The sequence below is a fragment of the Paenibacillus sp. 2KB_20 genome, assembly GCF_052115765.1.
GTDB lineage: Bacteria > Bacillota > Bacilli > Paenibacillales > Paenibacillaceae > Paenibacillus_AQ.
This window is the reverse complement of record NZ_JBFRHH010000001.1, coordinates 340,432-363,895: the sequence shown is the minus strand read 5'-3', so window position 1 is coordinate 363,895 and position 23,464 is coordinate 340,432. Positions and strand designations below refer to the sequence as shown.

Below are 23,464 nucleotides of genomic sequence, written 5' to 3'. Positions count from 1 at the left end.
TTGAGCCTGCGTATAACCTTTCTCTGGCAGAGCCAAAAAAAGACTTCCGGTTCGTGAGCGTGAGCCGGAAGTCTTTTTTATCCTAAATGATGCTGTTTATTCGTAAATACCAGCTAAATGTAAGAAAGAAACAGGGTGGCGATGCCAAAGTAGATGACAAGCGATAGGATATCGTTAATGGTTGTAATTAACGGCCCCGAGGCTACGGCAGGATCGATCTTGAATTTGAACAGAATGAGGGGGATGATGGTACCTGCCATGGTTCCCACGATGAGTGTTGCAATCAACGAGCTTCCGACCACAAACCCCAGATAGAGATTGCCCTGCCAGAAATATGCGATCAAGGATATCAGAATGCCGCATGTGACCCCAATCATCAATCCGACCTTCAGCTCTCTCGCTAATAGCCGGTACACCAGCGATTTCGTCATTTCTTTCGTGGTCAGGCCTCGCACAATAACAGCAAGGGACTGCGTGCCAGTGTTGCCGGTCATTCCTGCAATCATGGGCATGAAGAAGGCTAGCGCCACAACCTGAGCCAGCGTCTCTTCAAATCGGGAAATGATCGTTCCGGAGATCAGACCGATGAATAAGAGCAAGATTAGCCATGGCAATCTTCGAAAGGCGGCTACGGTTGCTTTGGTGTTGAAGTCGATGGATTTACCCCCAGTGGCATTCATTTTCCGAATGTCCTCGTCGGCTTCCTTGATGACGACGTCGAGAATATCGTCAACCGTAATGATGCCTACAAGCCTGTTATCCTGTTCAACGACGGGGATGGCGACGAGATCGTATTTTTGGATAATCTGGGCGACTTCCTCCTGATCGGCATCCACAGGTACGGACAGAACCCGGCTGTGCATGATATCTACCATATATTCATCCGGCTCGGCCAAAATGAGTCCACGGTAGGACACTACACCCATCAGTTTTTTGTCTTGGTCAATGACGTACAGATAGTTGATCGTTTCCGAAATGGAGACGTAGGTTTTCAGCTTCTGGACTACCTCCGATACGGTGTAATGCTGGGGAATCCACACATAACGGTTCGTCATGATTCGGCCCGCAGTTTCCGGCGGGTATTTCATCAGGTTCTGGACAAATTGGGATTCCTCGTCCCGCATTCCCTTGAGGAATTCGTCTTTCTGCTCGGGTGACAGCTCGTCAAGCAGAATGGCGAGGTCGTCGTTATCCATCAAGTCCAGGATGATGGCTGTTTTTTCTTTGCCCAGCTTGCCCAAAACCTCGATTTGCTGGTCGTGCTCCATTTCCTGAATCATATCGGCCAGCTGTTCCTCGTTCAGAAATTGCAGAAAGCGGGTTTGGTCTGTATCGCTGAGATGGCTATGTATTCTGGCCAGGTCATAAGGCAGAAATTCATCGATCATTCGCTGAAAGTCATTTGGTGTTTTTGCTTTCAGACTCTCGATAATATCCGGTATCCATTGCTCCAGTGTCCGAGTATTCACGTCGACAATCCTCCTTTCTGATTCCGTTCTATTATAGCAAAATGTTTACGTATTATAGGGTTCACCATAACGACTTGTTATTAAACAGTCAGGATGCGGCAAGTGAATGAAAATAAGGTTTATGGACGAAAAAAAGAGTCTGCAGCAAGAGTTGCAAACGGTTGCAATTTCAAATAAGATATAGGCGCACAAATCTACGAGTAGGGGTGAGTATATGAAGTACAGACGTCTCGGGAAAACGGATCTGAAAGTATCGGTAGTCGGTGTGGGAACCTGGCAGTTTGGCGGTGATTGGGGGAAGGATTTCAATCAAAAGGAAGTCGATGCCATCTTAACGCATGCGAAGGAACTTGGCATTAATCTGCTCGATACAGCCGAATGTTATGGGCCTCATCATATGTCCGAGAATTTCATCGGCGATTTCTTGTCGCGCGACCGCCGCGAGGATTGGGTCATTGCCTCGAAGTTTGGTCATCGATGGCATGAGCAATGGGAGCACGCTTGGGATGCGAAGCAAATCCGAATTCAACTGGAGGAATCACTTAAAGCGCTTCGTACCGATTACATCGACCTGTATCAATTCCATTCCGGCTCGGATGAAGTGTTCAACAATGATGATATGTGGACGATGCTGGACAAGCAGGTTCAGGCGGGAACCATCCGTAATCTGGGCATTTCCATTGGTAGCAACAAAAATATCTATCAAACCGACAAGGCCGCGGAGGTTAATGCCAAAGCCATTCAGGTCGTGTATAACCGTCTGGACCAAGCTCCGGAGGAAGAGGTTCTTCCTTCATGCATGAAGCAGGATCTTGGCGTATTGGCGCGAGTTCCGCTAGCGAGCGGGTACTTAAGCGGAAAGTATAAGCCGGGGACGGTCTTCAGCGATAATGTGCGCAAGAACCGTGACCAGGACGAGATTAATGCCAAGCTGAAGCTTGTGGAAGAGATTAAGCAGAACGAAGTGCCGGAGGGCGTGAATATGGCCGAGTGGGCGTTGGCCTGGTGCTTGAAGCATCCTGCTGTCAGCTGTGTTATTCCAGGCTGCAAGAGCGTCGAGCAGGTGCAGATGAACGCAAGAGCCGTGGAGCTGGATTTGGTCCAGGACGACCATCCAGGTGCGTGGAGGGAATAAAACGCTTGGATTTCATTTATTATTTTAGCTGATCTTATGAGCTGCGGCTTTGAATCTAGACATAAATAATATGAAAATCGTAAAAAGCCACTTTGCTAAGTGGTTTTTTTCGTTAGATTGTAATCTTTCAGATCAAGAATTATGAACGAATTGGGAATCGTATTTAGTAATAGGTTATAAATATGATAGAGTAGTTTTATGGAATGAAGATCGTGGGAGGAACCATATGAAACCGATTAATAAACTTAGCGTTCAAGATGATTTTGTTGGATTTTACTTGCTGAAAGAGTTAAATATGAGACAGACCAACGGCACGCCGCCAAAAGATTATTTTGACATTATTCTCTCGGATGCGAGCGGTCAGATTTCGGCCAAGTACTGGGATGTGACCATTCAGGATAAAGAAACGTTCCTGCCGATGCAATTAGTCAAAATCCAGGGAACCGTGCTGAGCTACAGGGATCAGCTTCAAGTCAAAATCAGCCGAATCCGTAAGGCAACAGATGAGGATGGCGTTTCCTTGACCGATTTTGTAAGGGCTGCGCCAATCCGTCCCGTGGATCTGTTACATACGATCAAACTTACGATGAATGAGATTACGGAGCCGCAGGTACGAAGCATCGTGCAGTATTGTGTGTCGAAGGTGGAAGAGAAGCTGATGCACTATCCGGCTGCCAAAACCTATCATCATGCTTACTTTGCCGGACTTGCCTATCATATTGTCCGCATGCTGGAGATTGGCGATTTCATCTGCAAGCAGCGGCCGTTTCTGAATCCGGACTTGATCAAGGCCGGCATTATCCTTCATGATATCGCAAAGCCGGAAGAGATGATCGCCAAGATGGGCATCGTTACGGACTACAGCAACCAGGGTAAACTGATTGGGCATATCGCCCTGGCATCCAACTGGATCGTGGAAGCGGCCATTCAGAACGACATCGCGCTAGAATCCGAAGTGGTACTCGGATTGCAGCATCTCGTACTTTCCCACCATAACCTGGGAGAGTGGGGGAGCCCGGTTCAGCCGCAAACGGCTGAAGCCGTTGCGCTGCACCATATCGACCTGCTGGACGCCAAGCTGCAGATGGTAGAGGATGCCCTGGATACGACGCTTGAAACGGAGCCGTGGACACCGATGATCCGCGGACTCGATAATAAGGCGATTTATCGGTTAAAGGTATAACAATTGAGGCATCCCCGATCCATAGGATCGTGTAGGATGCCTCTTTATGATGCTTGGAGAAGTTATGATGTTTGGGTCGGTATGGTAAAGCGCACCGTTGCCCCGTGAGGCGGGGTGTTCTCGGCAGAAATATGCCCTCCATGATGCTGAATGAGAAGTTTGGCGATATACAGCCCCAGACCGGAATGCCCTTTTTGTCTGGAGGAAGGATGATTCCCTTGATAAAACTGCTTAAATACCTGCTGCAGATCTTGCTGCTGCCCAAAGCCTGCTCCATTATCCGTCACAGCCATCATCACCTCCTGCTCGGTGATTTCGATCCGCCATAGAATCTGTCCGGCTTCTGGGGTATATCGAATGCTGTTCGAAACGAGATTATCCAGAACCTGCATGATGCGATAGGGATCCAGGATGACGGGCTTCTTGTTCATTCGATTATCGTTGATCTCCGTATGGAATGTTATGTCCTTATTGCTGCATAAAGCGGTATATTCCATGGTTTTATCATCCGCTAATTCTTCAATATCCACGGGAAGCGGTTGAAGCCGAAAAGATACCTTTTCAATTTCTGCGATGGTGTTCATATCCTGAAGGAGTTTCGAAGCACGTGTGGTGTTGCGTTTGATGACTTGCAGATATTGCGATTGTTTAGCTCCATAAGACTTCCCATTCATCTGCTCCAAGCCCTCAACATGTCCTTGAATAATCGTAAGCGGTGTCCGAAGGTCGTGAGCGAGAGCCGCAAACATGGTGCTTCTATCCTGCTCCAATCTCCATTCCCGCCGGGTGGATTGCTCCAGCTCCTGACGCATGTCCTCAAAAGCATTCGTAAGCTGATTAACTTCCGTTATGGATGATGTCCCCGTCATGGAAAAGTGTAAATTTCGCTCCTTAATCTGTTCGGCTCCTTGGAGAAGCTGCTGCAGCGGAGTGCTGATTTTGCGGCTGAATCGTCTTCCGAATATCAGAGTGAACAAGATGATATACAGAAAAGGCGTCAGAATAAAGGCCAGGGAGCCAAAGGTTATCACGGGATTCAGCGCCGGATTGGCTGCCGTCACCTTCAGGTTATATCCAAGCAGAAGAGCTCCTGCAAGATCTCCGTCACTGGAGACAACCGGAATGTATTTAACGACTTGATTCATGCTGCTGCGCGTCTGGTTCAAGCGTGCCAGTATCTTTTGCCGGCTAAGCGATTCTTTTAGAGTAAGATCACCATATAAGGGTTCGCCGGTAAGGGATACAACCAGGTAGGACATGCCCTGCGAGGGGATCACCTTTTCAAGTTCGGCTTGTCCTTGCGTGCTCATGACAGAATCGCCCCGGTCTACCGCGTACTCCGAAATAACAGGGATCTGAGCTTCGTAATGATTTGCCGGGAGCACGATGTCATGGTTGAACAAGTACCCAAGAAGCATGACGAGCAGTCCCCAGGTTACAAGCGTAGCCAGCAAGCTGCAGGCCAGAATGGAGACGAAATGGCGGGCGAACGTGTTTTTGATGGAACGCTGTTTCATCATTTGGGATCCCACTTGTAGCCGATGCCCCATACGGTTTGAATATAGCTGCGGTCCTTGGCGTGGGCGGCCAGCTTGGCCCGGATTTTCTTGATATGCTCGGTAATGGTAGCGTCGTCCCCCTCAGCGTCAAACCCCCATAACTTCTCGTAAATCTGTTCTCTGGAAAAGACCTGCCCCTGATGCATCGCCAGCAGTTCTACGATCTGATACTCCTTATTCGTAAGAGCGATGTTGTGCCCGCTGCAGGTAACGGCTTGTCCCTTGCAATCAATCATCAGGGATTGGAATCGCAGGACGCCTTGTTCTTTTTGCGCGTGAATTCTCTGTTCTCGCCGCAGATGGGCATGGATTCTGGCTTTCAATTCCGCGAGGCTAAAGGGCTTGAGCAGATAATCGTCCCCGCCAGCAGCGAGCCCTCGAATCCGGTCCATTTCACTTTGGCAAGCACTCAAGAACACAATGGGACACTGCGTCCTTTCCCTAAGCTGCTCGCAGACCTCAATGCCGTTCATCTCGGGCATCATCACATCGAGGATGATCAGGGACGGCTGCTGCTCGCTCTGGATTAGCGCCTCCCGTCCACTTCCGGCAGTCAGTACGTGATAGCCTTCAATCTCCAGAGCGTCTTGTATAAAAGAGATGATTTCTTCTTCATCATCCACCAATAGGATCGTTTCGTTTGCCATATTTATTACATCCTCCGAAAAATAGCTATTAAAAAGGTCTATTTGGTTAGTGTACACGTCATTTCTAAAGAATGGATAAAGAAAGTCCTGTTACTTGAAGTTTATACATGCCCCTACTTCAACGGAGCAGGCGGAATCGATCTGGAGAAGCGGAAGCGGTCGCCTTTGCCCCCGGATTTCAACCATTCTTAAATGGATAGATAGAAATCTGGGGGCAACAGCGATCGGAAGAATGATCCGCATGCGCAGTGATGCTTAAGCTGCTGTATACTTACAGGTCAATTTGAGCTTCTTTATCCTTTCTTTATGATTGTACCTTAACCTGAAGGCACAATGATAAGGAGGTACGATGATGGCAACGAATCCACAGCCAAGAATACAGCTCATCGATAGCTTGAGAGGATTTGCACTATTAGGCATCTTTTTAGTGAACATTACGTTTTTTACAACATCGCTACAAACCATTTCCTTCGGGGTCGAATTATGGTCAGGCTGGTACAATGAGGTCCTGATGCTGCTGCGCGGAATTGTTATTGACGGCAAATTTATTTTGATTTTCTCTTTCCTGTTTGGTTTTGGCATGGTGTTGTTACAGGAGAGCAGTCAGGCCAAAGGCCGAAGCTTTAACCGCATCTATACTCGCAGGTTGACGGCTTTGCTTCTGATCGGTCTGATCCATGGCATCCTGATTTGGTACGGAGACATTCTGACCCACTATGCACTTATGGGTTTTCTGCTGATGCTGTTTCAGCGCTGCAAGCCGAGAACGCTGCTGATCTGGTCACTGTCCCTGCTGCTGCTCGTTCCCGTCCTGCTGACGGGAGCAAGTCTGCTGAGCTCTTCGGCCGGACAGGTTTTTGAGCCGTTGAGCCAGGCGGATGCACATCAGATGGGGATCTATTTCCAAGAGCGGGATACAGCCATATACGGAGAAGGGACGATGACTCAGATCATCGCTCAGCGGCTGAATGATTACATCGGCTCCATTTTGAATATGGTGGTCTTCTACCCACAAGTATTAGGAATGTTCCTGATGGGTGCCTACTTCTGCAAGCGCCGTATTTTGCATGAGGTCCAGAAGAACCGGAAGGGGATCATCAAATTGGTCGTCATTGGCGGAAGTTTGGGTCTTGTCCTTCAACTCATGATGTCGCTAGCGAATGGACTTCCATCCTGGGGCGAGGCGGTAGCCTTATTCGTTGGTGCACCACTCTTGACCCTGGGCTATATCGGCGCGTTTGCACTTTTATACCAGAATACATCGTGTCAGAAAGTGCTGAATTTATTTTCTTATCCCGGAAAAATGGCCTTCACCAACTATTTGCTCCAATCGATCCTGTGCGGATTGATCTTTTACAGCTATGGATTGGGGTGGTACGGAACGATCGAACCGATCTGGCAGATGGTGATGGTTGTCGTCATTTTTGCTCTGCAAGCGATCTTCAGCAGAGTCTGGTTGAAGCGGCTCCCGATAGGACCGTTCGAATACATCTGGCGCCTGTTTACGTATTGGGGAAATCCGGTAAAACAGGGGCAGAAGGTGAATGTTCGTCTCTGACATGAAGCCCGCTTATATAAACTTCAATGCATCAAAGCACCCAAGCTTTAAATAAAACTCTTGCAATTTCAATCCGGGGTGTATTACAATGCTTCTTAATTAACGAACACGATATGTTAAAACAAGCGATGATGGAAAGAGTAAGCGAAAGAACGTTCCTGACAGGAAAGGGCTGCCACCGACTGAGAGCGCCCGGGCGAAGGTTCTCCGCTGAAGTTCATTCCGGAGCTGGTATGCTGATAATCTGCATGTTCTGTGCGGATGGTAGGTTTACCCGTAACCCCTGCGTTAAGAGGTTCAAGTGAGATGTGTTTGCTTTTTTCGGCATATCTAATAAGGGTGGTACCACGACTCCTCGTCCCTTTCCGGGCGGGGGGTCTTTTTGTTTTTATAAACTAGAAAAATAGGTGAGGGAGAGATTTCGTATGAGTCAAGGACGTTTGGAACAATTAAGATTGGAGCTCGATGCCGTTAATCTTCAGCTGCTGGAGCTGTTGTCGGAACGGGCACGGATCGCCCAGGAGATCGGTCAGGAGAAGCAAAAGCAGGGAGTTCCTGACTTTGACCCGGTACGTGAGAAAAAAATGTTGGATACTCTGGTGGAGCATAACCAAGGTCCTTTCGATAATGAAACGGTGCGTCATTTATTTAAACAGATTTTCCAGGCATCCTTGAAGCTGCAGCAAGTCGATCACAAGAAGCATTTGCTGGTGAGCCGGAAGAAGAAGCAAGAGGATACACTGATTCAACTGGGCAGCACCATCATTGGTGGCGGCACGCCGGTAATGATCGCAGGACCATGCTCGGTTGAGAGTTATGAGCAAGTACGCCAGGTTGCGGCTGCCCTTAAGGAAGCGGGCATGACTGTTATGCGCGGCGGTGCGTTCAAACCAAGAACATCGCCTTACGATTTTCAGGGCTTGGGTATTGAAGGCCTGAAAATTCTGAAGGAAGTGGCGTCCGAGTTCGGACTGAAGACGATCAGCGAAATCGTGGATCCTGCGCATATCGAGCTTGCGTGCGAATACATTGACGTCATTCAGATCGGTGCGCGGAACATGCAGAACTTTGAGCTGTTAAAAGCAGCAGGGGATGTTCAGACGCCGGTGCTGTTGAAACGCGGTCTCGCGGCTACGATCGATGAGTTCGTGCACGCTGCGGAATACATTGTATCCCGCGGCAATACGCAGGTGATGCTGATTGAACGCGGCATACGGACGTATGAGAAGGCGACGAGAAACACCTTGGACATCTCGGCGGTACCGATTCTGAAACAAGAAACACATCTTCCAGTACTGGTGGACGTGACCCATTCCACAGGCCGTAAGGACATCCTGGCCCCTTGTGCCAGAGCGGCTCTCGCTGCAGGGGCAGACGGTGTGATGGTTGAAGTTCATCCCGATCCGGCTACGGCGTTGTCCGATGCAGCGCAGCAGCTGAATATTCCGGAATTCCATGATTTCCTGGCGAATGTGAAGAAGTCCGGATTGCTGTAACCCATGCGTTCTTTTACTTTTGGAAGATAAAGGGTTGACAAAACGCTTCTCTTTCCTTAAGATAGTTATCAAAATTCATATCGAAATGTTTTGATTAGAAATAGTAAAAGCGTAATGACTTTTCAGAGAGCCGTTGGCAGGTGTGAAACGGTAATGTCGTTCCCTTTGAACTCGTCTATGAACAGCTGCCTGATCATGTAGGGTTAGCCGGAGTTCCACCGTTATAGGGATAGATGGTGATGGCCATCGAAGAAGATCATTTTGCATAAAAATGAATTAGAGTGGTACCGCGGGTTCAACCCCGCCTCTATACGTAGAGGCGGGGTTTTTTGTTGGTTAAATTCCGGGTTTAACCAACCCCGCTTGATATAAATGAACGAAAATGAACGATCGATTATCGAGGAGGAATATCAAATGGAACGCAACATTATCGTATTGGACACAACCTTGCGCGACGGAGAACAGGTTCCGGGCGCCAAACTGAACGTACAGCAAAAGATCGAGTTTGCACAGCAGCTAAAGCGGCTGAATGTCGATATTATCGAGGCGGGTTTTCCCGCGTCTTCGGCAGGGGATTTCCAAGCGGTTCAGGAAATCGCCCGAACCGTAGGCGATAGCGTCTCCATTACCGCACTTGCACGTGCGGTGAAGGGCGATATCGACGCCGTATATGAAAGCATTAAGCTCGCGCAAAATCCGCTGATTCATATCGTGCTCGGCACCTCGAATATTCATGTGGAGAAGAAATTCAACCGCTCCAAGGATGCGGTGCTCCAGATGGGTGTTGATGCGGTGAAGTACGCCAAAACGCTGCTGCCTCATGTCCAGTATTCGACCGAGGACGCATCCAGGTCCGACTTCGAATATCTGTGGACAACGATCGAGGCCGTGGTAAAGGCCGGTGCCACGATGATTAACGTTCCGGATACGGTCGGTTATGCCGTTCCGGACGAATTCGGCGAATTGATCCGCAAAATCAACGAGCGCCTGAAGAATCTGAACGATCAGGTTATCCTCAGCGTTCACTGCCATAACGATCTCGGGCTTGCTACGGCAAATACGCTCAGTGCCGTGCGGAACGGTGCGCAGAAAGTGGAATGCACGATCAATGGTTTAGGGGAGCGCGCAGGCAATACGTCGCTTGAAGAAGTGGTCATGGGACTCAAAGTCCGGGAGAATCATTTTAAGGCCTCCACCAATATCCGGCTCAAGGAGCTGATTAGAACCTCCAGGCTGCTGACGCATTTGACGGGCCTGGATGTGCAGGTGAATAAGGCGATTACGGGTGAGAATGCCTTCGCGCACTCTTCCGGCATCCATCAGGATGGATTGCTTAAGGATAAAAAGGTTTACGAAATTATGTCGCCGGAGGAAGTTGGCGCTGACAGCATGGAGCTGATCCTGACAGCGCGATCCGGAAGACATGCGTTCAAGAATGCGGTGGAGAAGCTTGGTTTCGAGACAGGCGAAGGCGAAGATTTTGAAGCGCTGTTTGAGAAATTCCTGCAGCTTGCCGATGCTAAGAAGGAAGTATATGATCATGACGTTTTTTATCTGGTGACCCAGCATCGTACCCATGAAGAAGTCAGCAGTCATCTGTATGAGCTGGATTCGTTCCAGGTCGTGACCAATGATCTGTATCCGACGGCAACCGTGAAGCTGAGAAAAGGCAGCGAGACGTTCAGGGACAGCATGGTGGGGGATGGCCCGATTGATGCGCTGTACAGCGCCATGAAAGCGTTGGTCGGTTTGGACGTACAGTTAAAGGATTACAAAATCAACAGTCTGTCTAGAGGAAAAGAAGCCATCGGCCGGGTAAACATTCGAATCGAATATCAGGGCAAAATCTATTCCGGGCGCGCAATGGATACGGATATTATTAAGGCAAGCGCGTTGGCTTTTCTTAACGGAATTAATGCGGTATTGCTTGATACCAGCCACGATACGCAGGTGCAAGAGCCGGCGAGAGAATTATAATGAATGCCGTCATTGGGATCGTTGATGGTTGATTTGATAAGCTAAGGAAGCTCGGTACGTTCACTAATGAGCAAGTCATTAAGGCAACGTAAAGCTGTTGCGGAGCTAAATACCCCACCCTATCTCTCATGTAGAAGTGGGGTATTTTGGCTGTCGTAAAGGACAATTCTGTGGAATGAACAACATTTATTGACCGACCGTTACAAAATATATATAATGAGCTGGAACCCTTAGGAAAGGAGCAGCCAACACCATGCGCAAGCGTATGGAGGGCATGTTGTTGCAACGACGAAAATGGTACGTTACGAAATGTAGTAATTTAGAGAGGCATGTTTTTTGAATATTTTTGTACTGAGTAGTAAAGAAGTTGGTTTTATGTGAAAGTGTAATCCAGCTATAGTGTGGTTTAAAGTGTGGTTTAAAGTGTGGTTGGACTTATTGCGCTTATTTTTGTACCGAAAGTTACAAAACTATTGAATAATTATGATAGGAGCTGTTCCCATTGCCTTTTTCCATTTATGTATTAGGCCTAATGATCTTCTCAATGACCACCTCCGAATTTATGGTGGCTGGCATTATGCCTTCGCTTGCATCGGAATTCAACGTTTCGATTGCCGCCATCGGGTATCTCATTACCGCATATGCAGTCGGGATGATCGTAGGAGGGCCGCTGCTGACGATAGGGCTGTTGAAAGTGAGGCCCAAACAAGCCTTCATGACCGTGTCCGTTATCTTCCTAATGGGACAGACTTTAGGCGCCATAGCCCCGAATTACGAAGTCATGATGGCGGCGCGGATCATTACAGGGCTTTCCTCCGCTGCCGCGTTCGGTGTATCGCTCGCTATCTCCTTCAGCCTTGTTGATCCGGAGTCGCGGGGACGCGCAAGCTCTATCGTTATCGGCGGATTGATGGTTGCTACCGCGATCGGAGTTCCGCTGGCGATGTGGATCGAGCAGCTGCTGGGCTGGCGTGCCAGCTTCTGGGCCGTGGTTGTCCTGCTGCTTGTTTCAGGACTGGTAGGGCTGTTTACGATTCCATCCTTGCCGAAGACAGAGAAGGCTGGCATCCAACAAGAGCTGGCTGCCTTTAAGAATCGCCGGCTGTGGGCTGCTTATGCTACAAGCATGCTGATTATAGGCGCAACCTTTGCCGCATTCAGTTATTTCTCGCCAATCTTAACCGAGCTTGCTGGATTCAGTGTTTCGTCGGTTCCAATCCTGCTGGGCGTATACGGCGTGGCCACGGTGTTTGGCAATGTGGTTACCGGCAGGCTGGCGGATCATTATATGATGCCGATTCTCACGATAGGGCTGATTACCTTAGCCGCTGCCTTGATGGTATTTGGACTGTTCGTTCACAGCCCGGTCGTTGCCATGATCGCTGTTGTGCTTGTTGGTCTGGTGGGTGTGCCAATGAACCCGGCGATGGCTACTCGGGTGATAAGGGTCGCCGATACGGGGTCACTTGTAACGACGGTTCATGGTTCTGTTATCAGCTTGGGGGTTGTTGTCGGCTCCTCTACGGGTGGAATGACCATAGATGCCGGTTTTGGCTTGGCATCGCCTCTGTGGGTTGGTGCGCTCTTGGCTGTCGTGGGCTTGCTTTCCTTGCTGCCTGGCATTAGAGGCAAGGAGAGAAAAACGGCGATTGCCAAATCTTCCTGAACGAAAGAACCGACTCGTATTCTGGAGGAGTCGGTTCTTTTTTTGCTAAACATTTAAGCATCATCTCTTTTATAGTACATTAGGAAATAAGATCTCAGCATCAGGGAATGAATGTTAGTATTAAGAAATTGAAATGTAAGAACAACAGGGGACCTTTCGATTGATATTTGACAGGAGGTGCTTCATTGATGGTCGATTTTGAGTGGTACAGAAGCTTTTGCACGATTTATAAGCATAATTCCGTTTCCGAAGCGGCGAAGACCCGGATCATGACCCAGCCGGCGATGAGTCAGCATCTCGCTGCCTTGGAAGCCGAGGTGGGAGAAGCGCTGTTTATTCGCACGACCCGAAAAATGGTGCCAACCGAACGAGGCAAGGAGCTGTACTCGCAATTGGCTCCTCTGATCGAGTCACTTGAAGAAACGACGATGCAATTTAAATCGGCTTCGCTTCCCTCGCTTACGGTCATTAAGATCGGAGCGGCGCATGAATTTTTTAGTGAGAAAATCCTGCCCCAGCTTGAAACGTTCAGCACATGTACGCTCTCCCATTTTGGGACCGCGGATGAGCTGCTGGAGCTATTAAAAGAAGATAAGCTCGATATTGTCATTACGTCCAAGAAGTATCAAACACCGGGAATCGAGTATGTGAAGTTTATGGAAGAAGAATTTGTTATCGTTGCTCCCGGGGATTACGACGTACCTGTATTTACGGGGGTTCAGCAGAAGGAGCGGTGGCTATCCTCCCAGAGCTGGATCAGCTATGGCTTGGAATTGCCCATCATACGAAGGATTTGGCGAGAGCACTTTAAGAAGAGGCCATTAATTAGACCGAAGCATATCATTCCGAATTTACATATGATTTTGAGGGCGGTTGAGCAAAGTATGGGGTTAAGCGTTGTGGCGACCTATCTGTTAGGCGATTCGGCAGACAAGGGTAAATCGAAAGTCATATGCGAAGAATGCAAAGTGACCAATGAGTTGTTTTTTGCTTATCAAGCCAAACATAAGCATCTGCCTCAAATTCAAGAAGTCATCTCCACAATTCGGGATTATATATAATAATATTTATAAATACGCGATAATTTCATGATTTGTTTTATAGATAGGGCTGCCGTTAGAATGAGAGGGCAACCTAAAGTCTGAAAACAGGAGGAGTTCACAACATGAAAGTCTTTGTTACAGGTGCTACCGGTTATATAGGAGGCTCCGTTGCGAAAGTTCTGCTTGATGCAGGTCATACGGTGTACGGCTTGGTACGCAATCGAGATAAAATAGATGCTCTTCAGGAGCTGGGCATAACGCCCGTACTCGGGACATTGGAGGATACGGAGACGCTAACCCAATACGCGCAAATGAGCGATGCGGTTATTCACACGGCGGACTCGGATCATCGTCTGGCGGTGGAAACATTCATTGAAGCTTTACGCGGCAGCGGAAAACCATTCCTGCATACGTCGGGCTCCAGTGTCGTCGGCGATGACGCCAGGGGAGATTCCGTCAGTGAACGGATTTACGATGAAGAGACGCCATTCACGCCGATGGATATCCGGGAAGAACGCGTGGCGATCAATAACCGTGTGCGTAGAGCCGGAATCGACGACGGGGTCCGAAGCGTCGTGATCGTGCCTTCCATGATATATGGGGACGCGCTTGGTTTGCCTACAGAGAGCGATCAATTGCCGCAGATTATTCGGAAGTCGCGTGAAATGGCAGCCGGCATTCATGTGGGCAGAGGGGTCAACCGTTGGTCCAACGTCCATATCAAGGATTTGGCACGGCTGTACCTGCTGGCTCTTACGAAAGCGCCGTCCGCTTCCTATTTTTTTGCGGAGAATGGCGAGGAATCCTATGGGGATATCGCAAGATCCGTCAGCAAGGCTCTTGGTTTCGGCGGAAAAACGATGTCTTGGCCGGCTGAGGATGCGATGGCTGAGCTTGGAGACTGGGCGAGGTTCGCGATTGCCTCGAACAGCCGCGTGCGTGCCGTTCATGCCCGGAATTTACTCGGCTGGCAGCCTGCGGAAGAACCGCTGCTGAACTGGATTCGTGATCATGTAAAATAAGCTTTGCAAATCAAAACGGCAGAAATGCCGTTTTTTTGTGCGTTTGACGAGGTGTTTCCATGAAACGGTTATCGGCATCCCGGTCTGCTTACGCCACTAGCATAGGAAAACACATGCGATCAGAAGAAAGTACATGTTAATATTCGGGAGTTGGATGTTATTATGAAAGCGCTTTATGTTTTGAGGTGATACGCCAAGGGGGAAAGGGATATCCGGTTCACAAGGAGATGAGCAGCTCGAAATTCGAGTAGTTATCAGAAGTGCAAAGGTAAAAAATTTGTAAGAAATATGGAAGGAAGCGATATGAATGAGAAGAAAATGGAGTTTGGTTTTGATGAGCGCGCTAATCACCTTAACGGCGGTCGGCTGTAATGGTGCCAAGGAAGCGGATGGCGGAACCCCCGGTTCTTCGGGCGGTGCGGCTGATGGCAAGCTGTCCTTCACGATGTCTATGGCAACCAGCGGAAACAAACATGTCGAGCGTTCGAAGGATGTAAATGAAGAGAGATGGGTGAAGGAGCTTGAGAAGCTGACCAATACGGATATTGAACTGACGATGCTTCCACTGAAGGACTTCGATAGCAAAATGACTTTAATGTTTGCCTCTAATGATATTCCTGATGTCGTTCAGAACGTGGGAGGGGCTACAAGCAAGGGGATGTCCGGTTCCGTAGAAGCAGGCGTATTTATGCCGCTTGACGACTTGCTGAAGGAGCATGCTCCGAATTTGATGAAGAGTGTGCCGAAGGAAGCCTGGCAGGAGACAAGCTATGACGGCAAAATTTATGGAATACCGGCATGGCTGTCCAACCCGTCCCGGAGAGGGCTGTATATCCGGACCGATCTGCTGGAAAAGACAGGGCTCCCGGCACCAAAAACGGTGGATGAATTTTTGGACGTAATGCGTGAGATGAAGAAGGAAGGCGTTGAGTTCCCGTATCAAATGCGGGAGAACTTTAAATATGCCGACACGATTCTGGGGGCGTTCGATGTGCTGCCATCCCAGTACGAACTGCAGAACGGGGAGGTTGTTCCCAAGTTCTTTGACGTGGAAAATATGACGAAAGCACTGGAGACCTATAAGACCATGTACGATGAAGGTCTGATTCCCAAAGATTTTGCGACCCTGACCTCCAGTGACTATGGCAAAAACATTGAGAGCGGTAAATCCGGCATGTGGTCCGCCAACGCCCAGCTTTTGGCAGGCTTCCGCGGCAAGCTGAAAAATGCCGTACCAGACGCCAAGGTTGATATCATTGCATCGCCGCGCGGTCCGGAGAACACCGGAGGCCATCTTCTGTATTCAAGCATTAATACGTCTTATTATATTAATAGCAAGGTCTCAGAGGAGAAGGCCATCGGCATTATCAAGTTTTTTGACTGGATGCTGACGCCGGAGGCGGAGACATATTTCTCGTTCGGGATTGAAGGTGAAACTTACACCCGGGAGAACGGCGCAATCAAGTTCACGCCTCCATCCACGCCTGAAGCCATGGATGAAGACGGTTTCCGCAGCATGTTCTGGTTCGTCCACGATATGGTGTACAACAAGGCAAAGGAAGAGTTGACCGAGGACGGGCAGGACATGATCAAGTTCATGGATACGGTGGTCTTCAAGGAAGGGCTGGGGTCGATCCGCTTCTCCCCGGCATTGGACGCGTATTCCAAATATCCGGATACCGCACCGCAAGGCGATGACGTGGGGCCGAAGCTGGTTCTCGATCATATGATCAAGATGATTTATGGCAGAGAGCCGATCTCGGATTGGCCGAAAGTGATTGAGGAATATAAGAAGAAGGGTGGCCTTGAGATTATTAAGGAAGCCACAGACCGCTACAACGAAGGGAAGGGCGTTGTCATCTCGGAAAACCGGAAATAACCGATTCATGAAGAGAAGGAGATGTTCACATGAGCTTGCATGATATGAGCGGCAAACAAGCTGTATTCTTCGAGCAAATCATGGGGTTGCCGGTCTTCGATACCCATACCCATCTTATCGGTGACCGGCTTGGCGCAAGGGACTTTTGGGAGATCGCCCATTACTTCTGGTTCTACCGAGAGCTGCAAGCCGGTGGCTACCCGGATGAAGCGGATAAATTGCCGGAGGCGGAGCGAATTGCTGCTTTTCTAAAAGCCTATCAATCAACGAGAAGCACGCTGATGAACTGGGTATTTACCTCCATTATGCGTGAATTATACGGAGTCACCATCAAGGATGAACATTCGGTGCAGGAAGCTATGGCTCGCGTACGGCAAGCGTCCGCCGAAGAGGGCTGGGCACAACAAACGGCAGACCGGATGAACATCCGCCGGTTTGTCGTGAATCATCCGGAACATGCAACGTTTCAAGGGATGCGGGATGATGCCGTATTGATCCCCCGGATTGACGGGGTGCTGGGTCCATGGGTTGACCGCATGGTGCATTCTAATGATCCGGCCAGGACTTTTCTGGATGTGAGAGGCGAGATTGACCTGCTGCTCGGCGGATTTCGTGAAGCTGGCCTCCCGGGCATCATGACAACGCTGCCGCGGTATGAATCGAGTTCGCACATCCGTAAGGAGATTGGGCCCGCAAGCGGGCGTGACGACATTCTGATGGAGCTGCTGCACGTCATATGTGGTGCTGCGGAGCGGAACGGCCTGCTCGTACAGCTGTTTCTGGGAGTAGAGAGGTCGTGGTGCGGTACGGCGTTCCCGGCCAACGATACAGAGCGGATTCTAAAGCTGACTGCTTTGTTTGAGTCGTATCGTTGCGAATTTGAGCTTGTGCTTGCATCGGAGCTCAACAATCTTGATGCGGTGCAGGCTGCTTGGAATTTCCCGAACGTTCATGTTGGCGGCATGTGGTGGTTCAACTTCCGGGCGAGCACCTACCGGGACAGCATGCAGTACCGTCTGGAGGCACTCCCGGCAAGCAAGAGCTCGATTATCGTCTCGGATGCCCGCTGTATGGAATGGAGTTACGGCAAGATTTTGCTTGTGAAGAAGCTGGCTGCCGAGTTTCTGTGGGAGCGGGTCCTATCTGGCTGGATCGACGAGGAGACGGCGCTGCATACGGCAAATGGATGGTTCTACGCGAGTGCCATGAGACGCTATGGCATTCGTTCGGGAGGTATTTGAGGGAAATAGGTTGACACATCGATAATTCTCGATATAATGATACGTATGAAACCAATCGAAGTTTTTAAAGCGTTGTCGAATGAATCGCGGCTTGAAATATTGCAGTGGCTCAAGGAACCGGAACAACATTTTACACCCCACGAAGGGATTGATATGAGGAAAGTCGGGGTATGCGTAAGCCAGGTGACCGAGAAACTGAATATGACGCAGTCCACCGCATCGCAATATTTATCGATTCTGCATCGGGCGGGTTTGATCAAGACGGAGCGGCTTGGAAAATTCACGTATTATAAGCGGGATGAAGAAGTTATCCAAGAAATCGGAGAGTATTTGAAGCAGGAGATATAACGCAGGTACTGAATGATTCCTTAAGAAATAAGGAATATTCAGTCTTGCTCCGTACCATATATCTATATATTGCGATATGTCTTTTTATTGGTTTAACATATCGACAATTCACAATATATAAATTTGATGTAAAGGTGGAATTTGCAATTATGACAGGTGCATGGAAGATTTATTTTTTGGCTATCGTTAGTTTTTTAGTGGGAACATCAGAGTATATTATATCGGGGGTTTTGGATAAAATTGCGGATTCGTTAGGAATTACGATAACCGCTGCTGGCCAGCTGATCACGATTTTCTCTTTGGTATATGCGATCTTGACCCCTATTCTTATGGCGCTGACCGCTAGAGTGGAGAGACGGAAGCTGTTGGTTTATTCATTGGGTATTTTTGTGATCGCGAATCTATTGTCATTTGCCCTTCCGGGGTATATTCCGTTTGTGATTGCGCGCGTTATTATGGCGATGGGGGCAGGGATGGTAGTTGTAACGGCGCTCGGGATAGCCGCCAAAATCGCACCGCCGGGTAAACAGGCGAGTTCAATCGCTACGGTTGTCATGGGCTTCACAGCTTCCCTGATCATTGGCGTCCCCCTCGGTCGTGTCGTAGCTGCTGTTTTTGGATGGAAATCCGTATTTGGTTTCATTGCCATTCTAGGGGTTGTTTCCATGATCGTGCTGCATAAAGCAATTCCGAAAACAAAAGGAGATGCTCCCGTGCCGCTGCTTCAGCAATTTGCGCTGCTCAAAAAGACTAAAGTCGCACTCGGTTTGGCGATCACGTTCTTCTGGCTAGGCGGGTACTCCATTGCCTATACGTACCTGTCTCCTTACCTTCTTCAAGTCAGCGGCCTAAACGAAGGTCTGATTAGTGCAGCACTGTTTGCCTTTGGCATTGCCAGCCTTATCGGCTCCAAGTTCGGCGGATTCAGTACGGATCGATGGGGAGTGCCGCTTACATTAACCGGTGGCATGCTTCTGCATATTCTTGCGCTAATCGTTCTGACCTTTACCCAAGCAGCCGTATCTGTCATCTTCGTGTTTGCGATTCTTGTAATATGGTCGTTATCCGCCTGGTCTTCGGGTCCGACGCAGCAGTATAACCTCGTTCAGCTGGAGCCGAATTCATCCGGGGTTATGCTAGGCCTGAACCAGTCCGTGATGCAGCTCGCCATGGCTGCGGGCGCAGGCATCGGAGGAGTTGCCGTGGAGCAATGGTCCTTATCGTCCATCACCTGGATCGGTGCCGGGGGCGTTGCTATAGCCGTGGGAGTGTCGTTTGTACTTTTCCGATTAGGGAAGCGGGAGAGCACAGAGCGCGTGCCATTGGAAGCTTAATGTGAGTAACCGCTGGTGACAGCTATGCTGTAACGGCGCCTGATATGCAGCATTTTCATACTGCCGGAAACGAAAGAATCCGCAAAGAATCGGCAAGACATCACCTTTCCTTTCAGCAATGAGATGGACATCAATTTGACGCCCCAAAATGAGAAAGTTTATGCTATGATCAATGGATGGCGGAAAATTTGGTTCCAAATTTTGCGAAGGAGGAGATGCGATTGGCTAAGCTTAAAGATATCGCCGAACGGGTCGGGGTATCCATATCTACGGTTTCGCGGGCCATCAGCAATGATGCAAGCCGTCCGGTCAGCGAGGATACCAAGCAGAAAATCAGGCAAGCTGCGCTTGATCTTGGATATAAACTACCTGAGCCATCCAAAAGTGTACATGATAACGGCATGGCCGATAAGCGGGTTGTCTGTGTCGTGCCCCAAAACCTGATGGACGACCACCCGTATTTCTCAACGGTTCTTGCCGGTTTCCATAAAAAAATGGAGGAACTCGGACAGCCCCCGGCGATCGTTCGTACATGCGAGGAAATCGGCGATGCGGACAAAATAAGCCTTATGCTTAGGGAGACAGGAGCCCAGGGGATTGTAGCCGTCAGCTGGTACGACAAGGAGCTGTTTGAACTGATACAGCAGGCCGGAGTTGCCATCATGGGTGTGAGTTTGAATGATGAGCGGCTGACCGTGCCCGTTGTAGACTGTGACCGGATTTTATCAGCGAGGGCAGCCGTACGCCACCTGATTGACCAGGGGCACACGCGAATCGCTTATATCGGGGGGCCTGCGTATTCCAAGCAGATGGAGAGCGAAGAACGGTATGTCGGATATAAATTCGCTATGCTGGAAGCCAACCTGGAAGTGCGCGAGGAGTGGCTGATGAATACGGGATGGAATGTGGATCGGAGCTTCAGCAAGATGTCCGAGCTATTGGGAGGGCTTCCCAAAGAGTTATGGCCAACGGCTGTTTTTTGTGCCAGCGACATGCTTGCCATTCCAGCCATGCGTGCCGTTGTCGAGAATCAAGGTCGCATACCGGAAGATATCGCAATCGTGGGGATGGATAACATTGATGTAGCACAATATACAACGCCTCCGTTAACCTCGGTTTCCGTGCCCAAATACGAGATCGGCAGGGTGGCTGCCAAATCCATCGTGGATTATTTGGACGGACATTTCAAGGTGGCAACCAAAATATTACTGCCATGCTCATTGATTGTTCGGGAGTCCTCAAGTTTCACAAGAAAGTAAAATTAACTGACTTAATATGTATGATTAATTGACATGAAAAGATAAAAAAAGGATCATCGAACAGCTGTCGGCTTGAAATCCGACAGCTGTTTTTTTATGGGTTTTACCTAAAATTTGAGATTTTTGCGCCAAAAAAGTCCAAAAAGTGTTTGACAATGCCATATTGCTATATTATTATGAGTGAAAATCAATGATGTGTTTGGAATAGATTTTCTGATTTTGGAATTCGGAATAAACGACACTTCGCATATTTCCACTTTGTTTTTGTTTGCGCTTTCATTTCTTTTATATAAAATAGATTATAAGAATAAAGCAATTCCCCTTATTAATGTATTAGGCCCTGCGCTTGCTCAGCGTTATGCCTTTCATACACCAATATATATCCAAATAAAATCCGGAATTAACCAAATGAATATCCAAAACAAATCCAAGAAATGAAATAACACCTGACTTGTTCGGGTTTTATTTATAAAAAAATGTTGCGTTACTATATCTAACATATAGTGCGCTCCAAAAACCATATTGGCTAACGGATAGCTTGAGGTGGAGGTAGCTTAGTCATATGACGGATTGCAGAGAAAAGGAGGGAAATCATAAACGAGTACTTTCCAAACTCCATTCATGTGAATTGGAACTGATCCGCCGAATGAGCGGATATCCCAATGCTTTAATGGCATGTCAAGATCGCTTTGCTAGTGAAACGAGGTTAACCTAATCCATACATACGAGGTGATGCTCATTGGCTAATACGACCCTGCAGCCCGCAGCAACCGCGGTACCTGAAACGAAACGTAAGCGCTTACTGTGGAATCGTGTTTTACGTAATTGGCAGCTTTATGCCCTGATTTCACCGGTCATCGCCTATTACATCCTGTTCCAGTATGTTCCGATGTACGGCATCCAGATCGCCTTTAAGGATTTTATAGCAACGCAAGGGATATGGGGCAGTCCGTGGGTCGGCTTTGAGCACTTCGATCGTTTTTTCAACAGTTATTATTTCTGGCGCCTGATTAAGAACACGCTGGGCATCGGTTTATACAGCCTTGCTGTCGGTTTTCCGATCCCGATTATTCTGGCTTTACTCATGAACGAGGTTCGGGCTGAACGTTTCAAGAAATTCGTGCAGACCATCACGTATGCTCCTCACTTTCTGTCTACCGTGGTTGTTGTCGGGATGATGATGATTTTCCTGTCGCCCCGCTACGGCATCATCAATCATTTTATTGAAATGTTTGGCGGTCAGCCGATCAATTTCATGACGGAGCCCTCCTGGTTCAAATCTCTGTACGTTCTATCGGATGTATGGCAGACCATGGGCTGGAGCTCTATTATCTATTTGGCAGCCCTTGCCGGCATAGACAACCAGCTGCACGAAGCTGCGCGTGTCGATGGTGCGACCAGGCTTCAGCGCATATGGCATATTAACATCCCAGGTATTATGCCAACGATCATCATCCTCTTGATCCTGAACATGGGCAGCATTATGGGGATCGGGTTTGAGAAGGTGCTCCTGATGCAAAACAACCTGAATATGGATAGCTCCGACATTATTGCCACCTATGTCTACCGAATGGGGATTCAGAATGCCGAGTACAGTTTCTCCGCAGCCATCGGATTGTTTAATTCCGTCATCAATTTTGTCCTGCTGGTCGTCGTGAACTTTATTTCGAAGCGCGTGAGCGAGACCAGTCTTTGGTAAAGAGGGGAGCGAAAGAGCCATGCAAATTGAAACCAGAGGGGACCGCATTTTTAATGTTATCAACTATACGATTCTGATCCTGGTCACCATCATTGTTATGTACCCGCTGGTCTTTGTGCTCAGCGCATCGTTTAGTGACCCGCAGGCGGTTCTGAGGGGCGAGATGCTGCTGTGGCCCAAGGGAGTCAACCTGAATTCCTATGTGAAAATTTTCCAGAACAAGGATATCATCAGCGGCTTTACCAATACGCTGGTGTATACGTCGCTTGGCACATTCATTAATCTCACAATGACCATCCTTGCAGCCTATCCGCTGTCGCGGAAGGATTTTGTCGGGCGAAATGCCATCATGGCGCTGCTGGTCTTCACGATGTTTTTCAGCGGAGGACTCATTCCGACGTACTTGCTGATCAAGAACCTCGGCATGCTGAATACGCTCTGGGTCATGATTATCCCGAATGCTGTATCCATCTGGAATATCATCATTATGCGTACCTTCTTTCAGCAGTCCATACCCGGCGAGCTGCAGGAGGCCGCGACGATCGATGGATGCTCGAACATTAAAATTTTGACCCGGATTATACTGCCGCTGTCCATGCCGATTATCGCGGTGACCATTTTGTTCTATGCGGTCGGTCATTGGAATGCGTTCTTCAATGCACTTCTGTATTTATCGGATAAAGATAAATTTCCGCTGCAGCTCATCCTGCGCGAAATTCTGATTCAGGGGCAAACGAACGACATGGTCAAAATGTCGACCGAATCGGCGATCAAGCAGCAAAGGGAAGTGGAGGGCATTAAGTACGCGGTGCTGGTCGTGGCTAATATTCCCGTGCTGGCGCTCTATCCGTTCCTGCAGCGGTATTTTGTCAAAGGCGTTATGATTGGGGCCATCAAAGGATAATTCCTTGCATGGATATATGGATGGAACATGAAAAGGGGAGGATTA

General features: G+C 48.8%; 18 protein-coding genes and 1 other annotated feature. Of the genes, 15 read left to right on the top strand and 3 right to left on the bottom strand.

Annotation, left to right across the window (positions count from 1 at the left end; genetic code table 11):
- Positions 1-113: 113 nt before the first annotated feature.
- A complete protein-coding gene (gene mgtE, locus AB4124_RS01705; RefSeq protein ID WP_076324188.1) occupies positions 114-1,469 on the bottom strand; it encodes a magnesium transporter in 1,356 nt (451 codons plus the stop codon).
- Positions 1,470-1,683: 214 nt separating this feature from the next.
- Between mgtE and AB4124_RS01700 the strand changes: the two genes are divergently transcribed.
- Both AB4124_RS01700 and AB4124_RS01695 read left to right on the top strand, forming a co-directional pair.
- Positions 1,684-2,604, top strand: coding sequence for an aldo/keto reductase (locus AB4124_RS01700; protein WP_076324187.1), 921 nt, complete (start codon positions 1,684-1,686; stop codon positions 2,602-2,604).
- Between the two features lie 226 nt (positions 2,605-2,830).
- Entirely contained in the window at positions 2,831-3,787 is a 957-nt protein-coding gene (locus tag AB4124_RS01695; protein WP_441970790.1) for a 3'-5' exoribonuclease YhaM family protein, read from the top strand.
- Positions 3,788-3,849: 62 nt separating this feature from the next.
- On the opposite strand, the gene AB4124_RS01690 is transcribed toward AB4124_RS01695, so the two are convergent.
- Both AB4124_RS01690 and AB4124_RS01685 read right to left on the bottom strand, forming a co-directional pair.
- A complete protein-coding gene (locus AB4124_RS01690; RefSeq protein WP_441970788.1) occupies positions 3,850-5,307 on the bottom strand; it encodes an ATP-binding protein in 1,458 nt (485 codons plus the stop codon).
- Positions 5,304-5,993, bottom strand: a complete 690-nt coding sequence (locus AB4124_RS01685) for a response regulator transcription factor (protein ID WP_441970786.1) — start codon at positions 5,991-5,993, stop codon at positions 5,304-5,306. The genes AB4124_RS01690 and AB4124_RS01685 overlap by 4 nt, the downstream gene beginning before the upstream one ends.
- A 349-nt stretch (positions 5,994-6,342) precedes the next feature.
- Between AB4124_RS01685 and AB4124_RS01680 the strand changes: the two genes are divergently transcribed.
- The 13 genes from AB4124_RS01680 to AB4124_RS01620 all read left to right on the top strand — a co-directional run bounded on the left by AB4124_RS01680 (position 6,343) and on the right by AB4124_RS01620 (position 23,419).
- A complete protein-coding gene (locus AB4124_RS01680) occupies positions 6,343-7,551 on the top strand; it encodes a DUF418 domain-containing protein (protein ID WP_441970784.1) in 1,209 nt (402 codons plus the stop codon).
- 425 nt (positions 7,552-7,976) lie between these two features.
- The gene (locus AB4124_RS01675) at positions 7,977-9,047 is read left to right on the top strand and encodes a bifunctional 3-deoxy-7-phosphoheptulonate synthase/chorismate mutase (protein ID WP_441970782.1); all 1,071 of its coding nucleotides are present in this window, start codon (positions 7,977-7,979) and stop codon (positions 9,045-9,047) included.
- Positions 9,048-9,128: 81 nt separating this feature from the next.
- Positions 9,129-9,359: a binding site (T-box leader), on the top strand.
- A gap of 102 nt (positions 9,360-9,461) precedes the next feature.
- Positions 9,462-11,024, top strand: a complete 1,563-nt coding sequence (locus tag AB4124_RS01670; RefSeq protein WP_441970780.1) for a 2-isopropylmalate synthase — start codon at positions 9,462-9,464, stop codon at positions 11,022-11,024.
- Positions 11,025-11,526: 502 nt separating this feature from the next.
- On the top strand, positions 11,527-12,690 hold the full coding sequence (locus AB4124_RS01665) for an MFS transporter (protein WP_430105851.1): 1,164 nt from the start codon (positions 11,527-11,529) through the stop codon (positions 12,688-12,690).
- 188 nt (positions 12,691-12,878) lie between these two features.
- Positions 12,879-13,751 carry a LysR family transcriptional regulator gene (locus tag AB4124_RS01660; protein ID WP_076324181.1) on the top strand — a complete coding sequence of 291 codons (873 nt, stop codon included), beginning with the start codon at positions 12,879-12,881 and terminating at the stop codon, positions 13,749-13,751.
- A 104-nt stretch (positions 13,752-13,855) separates the two neighbouring features.
- Complete coding sequence (locus AB4124_RS01655) at positions 13,856-14,755, top strand: NAD-dependent epimerase/dehydratase family protein (RefSeq protein WP_430105848.1); 900 nt, start codon at positions 13,856-13,858, stop codon at positions 14,753-14,755.
- A gap of 307 nt (positions 14,756-15,062) precedes the next feature.
- Positions 15,063-16,634, top strand: coding sequence for an extracellular solute-binding protein (locus AB4124_RS01650; protein ID WP_441970778.1), 1,572 nt, complete (start codon positions 15,063-15,065; stop codon positions 16,632-16,634).
- Between the two features lie 29 nt (positions 16,635-16,663).
- Positions 16,664-17,875 (top strand): glucuronate isomerase, encoded by a 1,212-nt coding sequence (locus AB4124_RS01645; RefSeq protein WP_441970776.1) that lies wholly within the window; start codon positions 16,664-16,666, stop codon positions 17,873-17,875.
- A gap of 45 nt (positions 17,876-17,920) precedes the next feature.
- On the top strand, positions 17,921-18,223 hold the full coding sequence (locus AB4124_RS01640; RefSeq protein WP_076324483.1) for an ArsR/SmtB family transcription factor: 303 nt from the start codon (positions 17,921-17,923) through the stop codon (positions 18,221-18,223).
- Positions 18,224-18,372: 149 nt separating this feature from the next.
- Positions 18,373-19,557 carry an MFS transporter gene (locus AB4124_RS01635; RefSeq protein WP_339267045.1) on the top strand — a complete coding sequence of 395 codons (1,185 nt, stop codon included), beginning with the start codon at positions 18,373-18,375 and terminating at the stop codon, positions 19,555-19,557.
- Between the two features lie 221 nt (positions 19,558-19,778).
- Positions 19,779-20,816, top strand: a complete 1,038-nt coding sequence (locus AB4124_RS01630; RefSeq protein ID WP_441970774.1) for a LacI family DNA-binding transcriptional regulator — start codon at positions 19,779-19,781, stop codon at positions 20,814-20,816.
- Positions 20,817-21,555: 739 nt separating this feature from the next.
- Positions 21,556-22,515 carry an ABC transporter permease gene (locus AB4124_RS01625; protein WP_339267041.1) on the top strand — a complete coding sequence of 320 codons (960 nt, stop codon included), beginning with the start codon at positions 21,556-21,558 and terminating at the stop codon, positions 22,513-22,515.
- 19 nt (positions 22,516-22,534) lie between these two features.
- A complete protein-coding gene (locus AB4124_RS01620; protein WP_113060632.1) occupies positions 22,535-23,419 on the top strand; it encodes a carbohydrate ABC transporter permease in 885 nt (294 codons plus the stop codon).
- Positions 23,420-23,464: the final 45 nt, after the last annotated feature.

What these genes read in the sequence shown, in the direction of transcription:
- AB4124_RS01700 (WP_076324187.1), top strand. Translation starts at nt 1,684, where the DNA reads ATGAAGTACAGACGTCTCGGGAAAACGGATCTGAAAGTATCGGTAGTC.
- AB4124_RS01695 (WP_441970790.1), top strand. Translation starts at nt 2,831, where the DNA reads ATGAAACCGATTAATAAACTTAGCGTTCAAGATGATTTTGTTGGATTT.
- AB4124_RS01690 (WP_441970788.1), bottom strand. Translation starts at nt 5,307, where the DNA reads ATGATGAAACAGCGTTCCATCAAAAACACGTTCGCCCGCCATTTCGTC.
- AB4124_RS01685 (WP_441970786.1), bottom strand. Translation starts at nt 5,993, where the DNA reads ATGGCAAACGAAACGATCCTATTGGTGGATGATGAAGAAGAAATCATC.
- AB4124_RS01680 (WP_441970784.1), top strand. Translation starts at nt 6,343, where the DNA reads ATGATGGCAACGAATCCACAGCCAAGAATACAGCTCATCGATAGCTTG.
- AB4124_RS01675 (WP_441970782.1), top strand. Translation starts at nt 7,977, where the DNA reads ATGAGTCAAGGACGTTTGGAACAATTAAGATTGGAGCTCGATGCCGTT.
- AB4124_RS01670 (WP_441970780.1), top strand. Translation starts at nt 9,462, where the DNA reads ATGGAACGCAACATTATCGTATTGGACACAACCTTGCGCGACGGAGAA.
- AB4124_RS01660 (WP_076324181.1), top strand. Translation starts at nt 12,879, where the DNA reads ATGGTCGATTTTGAGTGGTACAGAAGCTTTTGCACGATTTATAAGCAT.
- AB4124_RS01655 (WP_430105848.1), top strand. Translation starts at nt 13,856, where the DNA reads ATGAAAGTCTTTGTTACAGGTGCTACCGGTTATATAGGAGGCTCCGTT.
- AB4124_RS01650 (WP_441970778.1), top strand. Translation starts at nt 15,063, where the DNA reads ATGAGAAGAAAATGGAGTTTGGTTTTGATGAGCGCGCTAATCACCTTA.
- AB4124_RS01645 (WP_441970776.1), top strand. Translation starts at nt 16,664, where the DNA reads ATGAGCTTGCATGATATGAGCGGCAAACAAGCTGTATTCTTCGAGCAA.
- AB4124_RS01640 (WP_076324483.1), top strand. Translation starts at nt 17,921, where the DNA reads ATGAAACCAATCGAAGTTTTTAAAGCGTTGTCGAATGAATCGCGGCTT.
- AB4124_RS01635 (WP_339267045.1), top strand. Translation starts at nt 18,373, where the DNA reads ATGACAGGTGCATGGAAGATTTATTTTTTGGCTATCGTTAGTTTTTTA.
- AB4124_RS01620 (WP_113060632.1), top strand. Translation starts at nt 22,535, where the DNA reads ATGCAAATTGAAACCAGAGGGGACCGCATTTTTAATGTTATCAACTAT.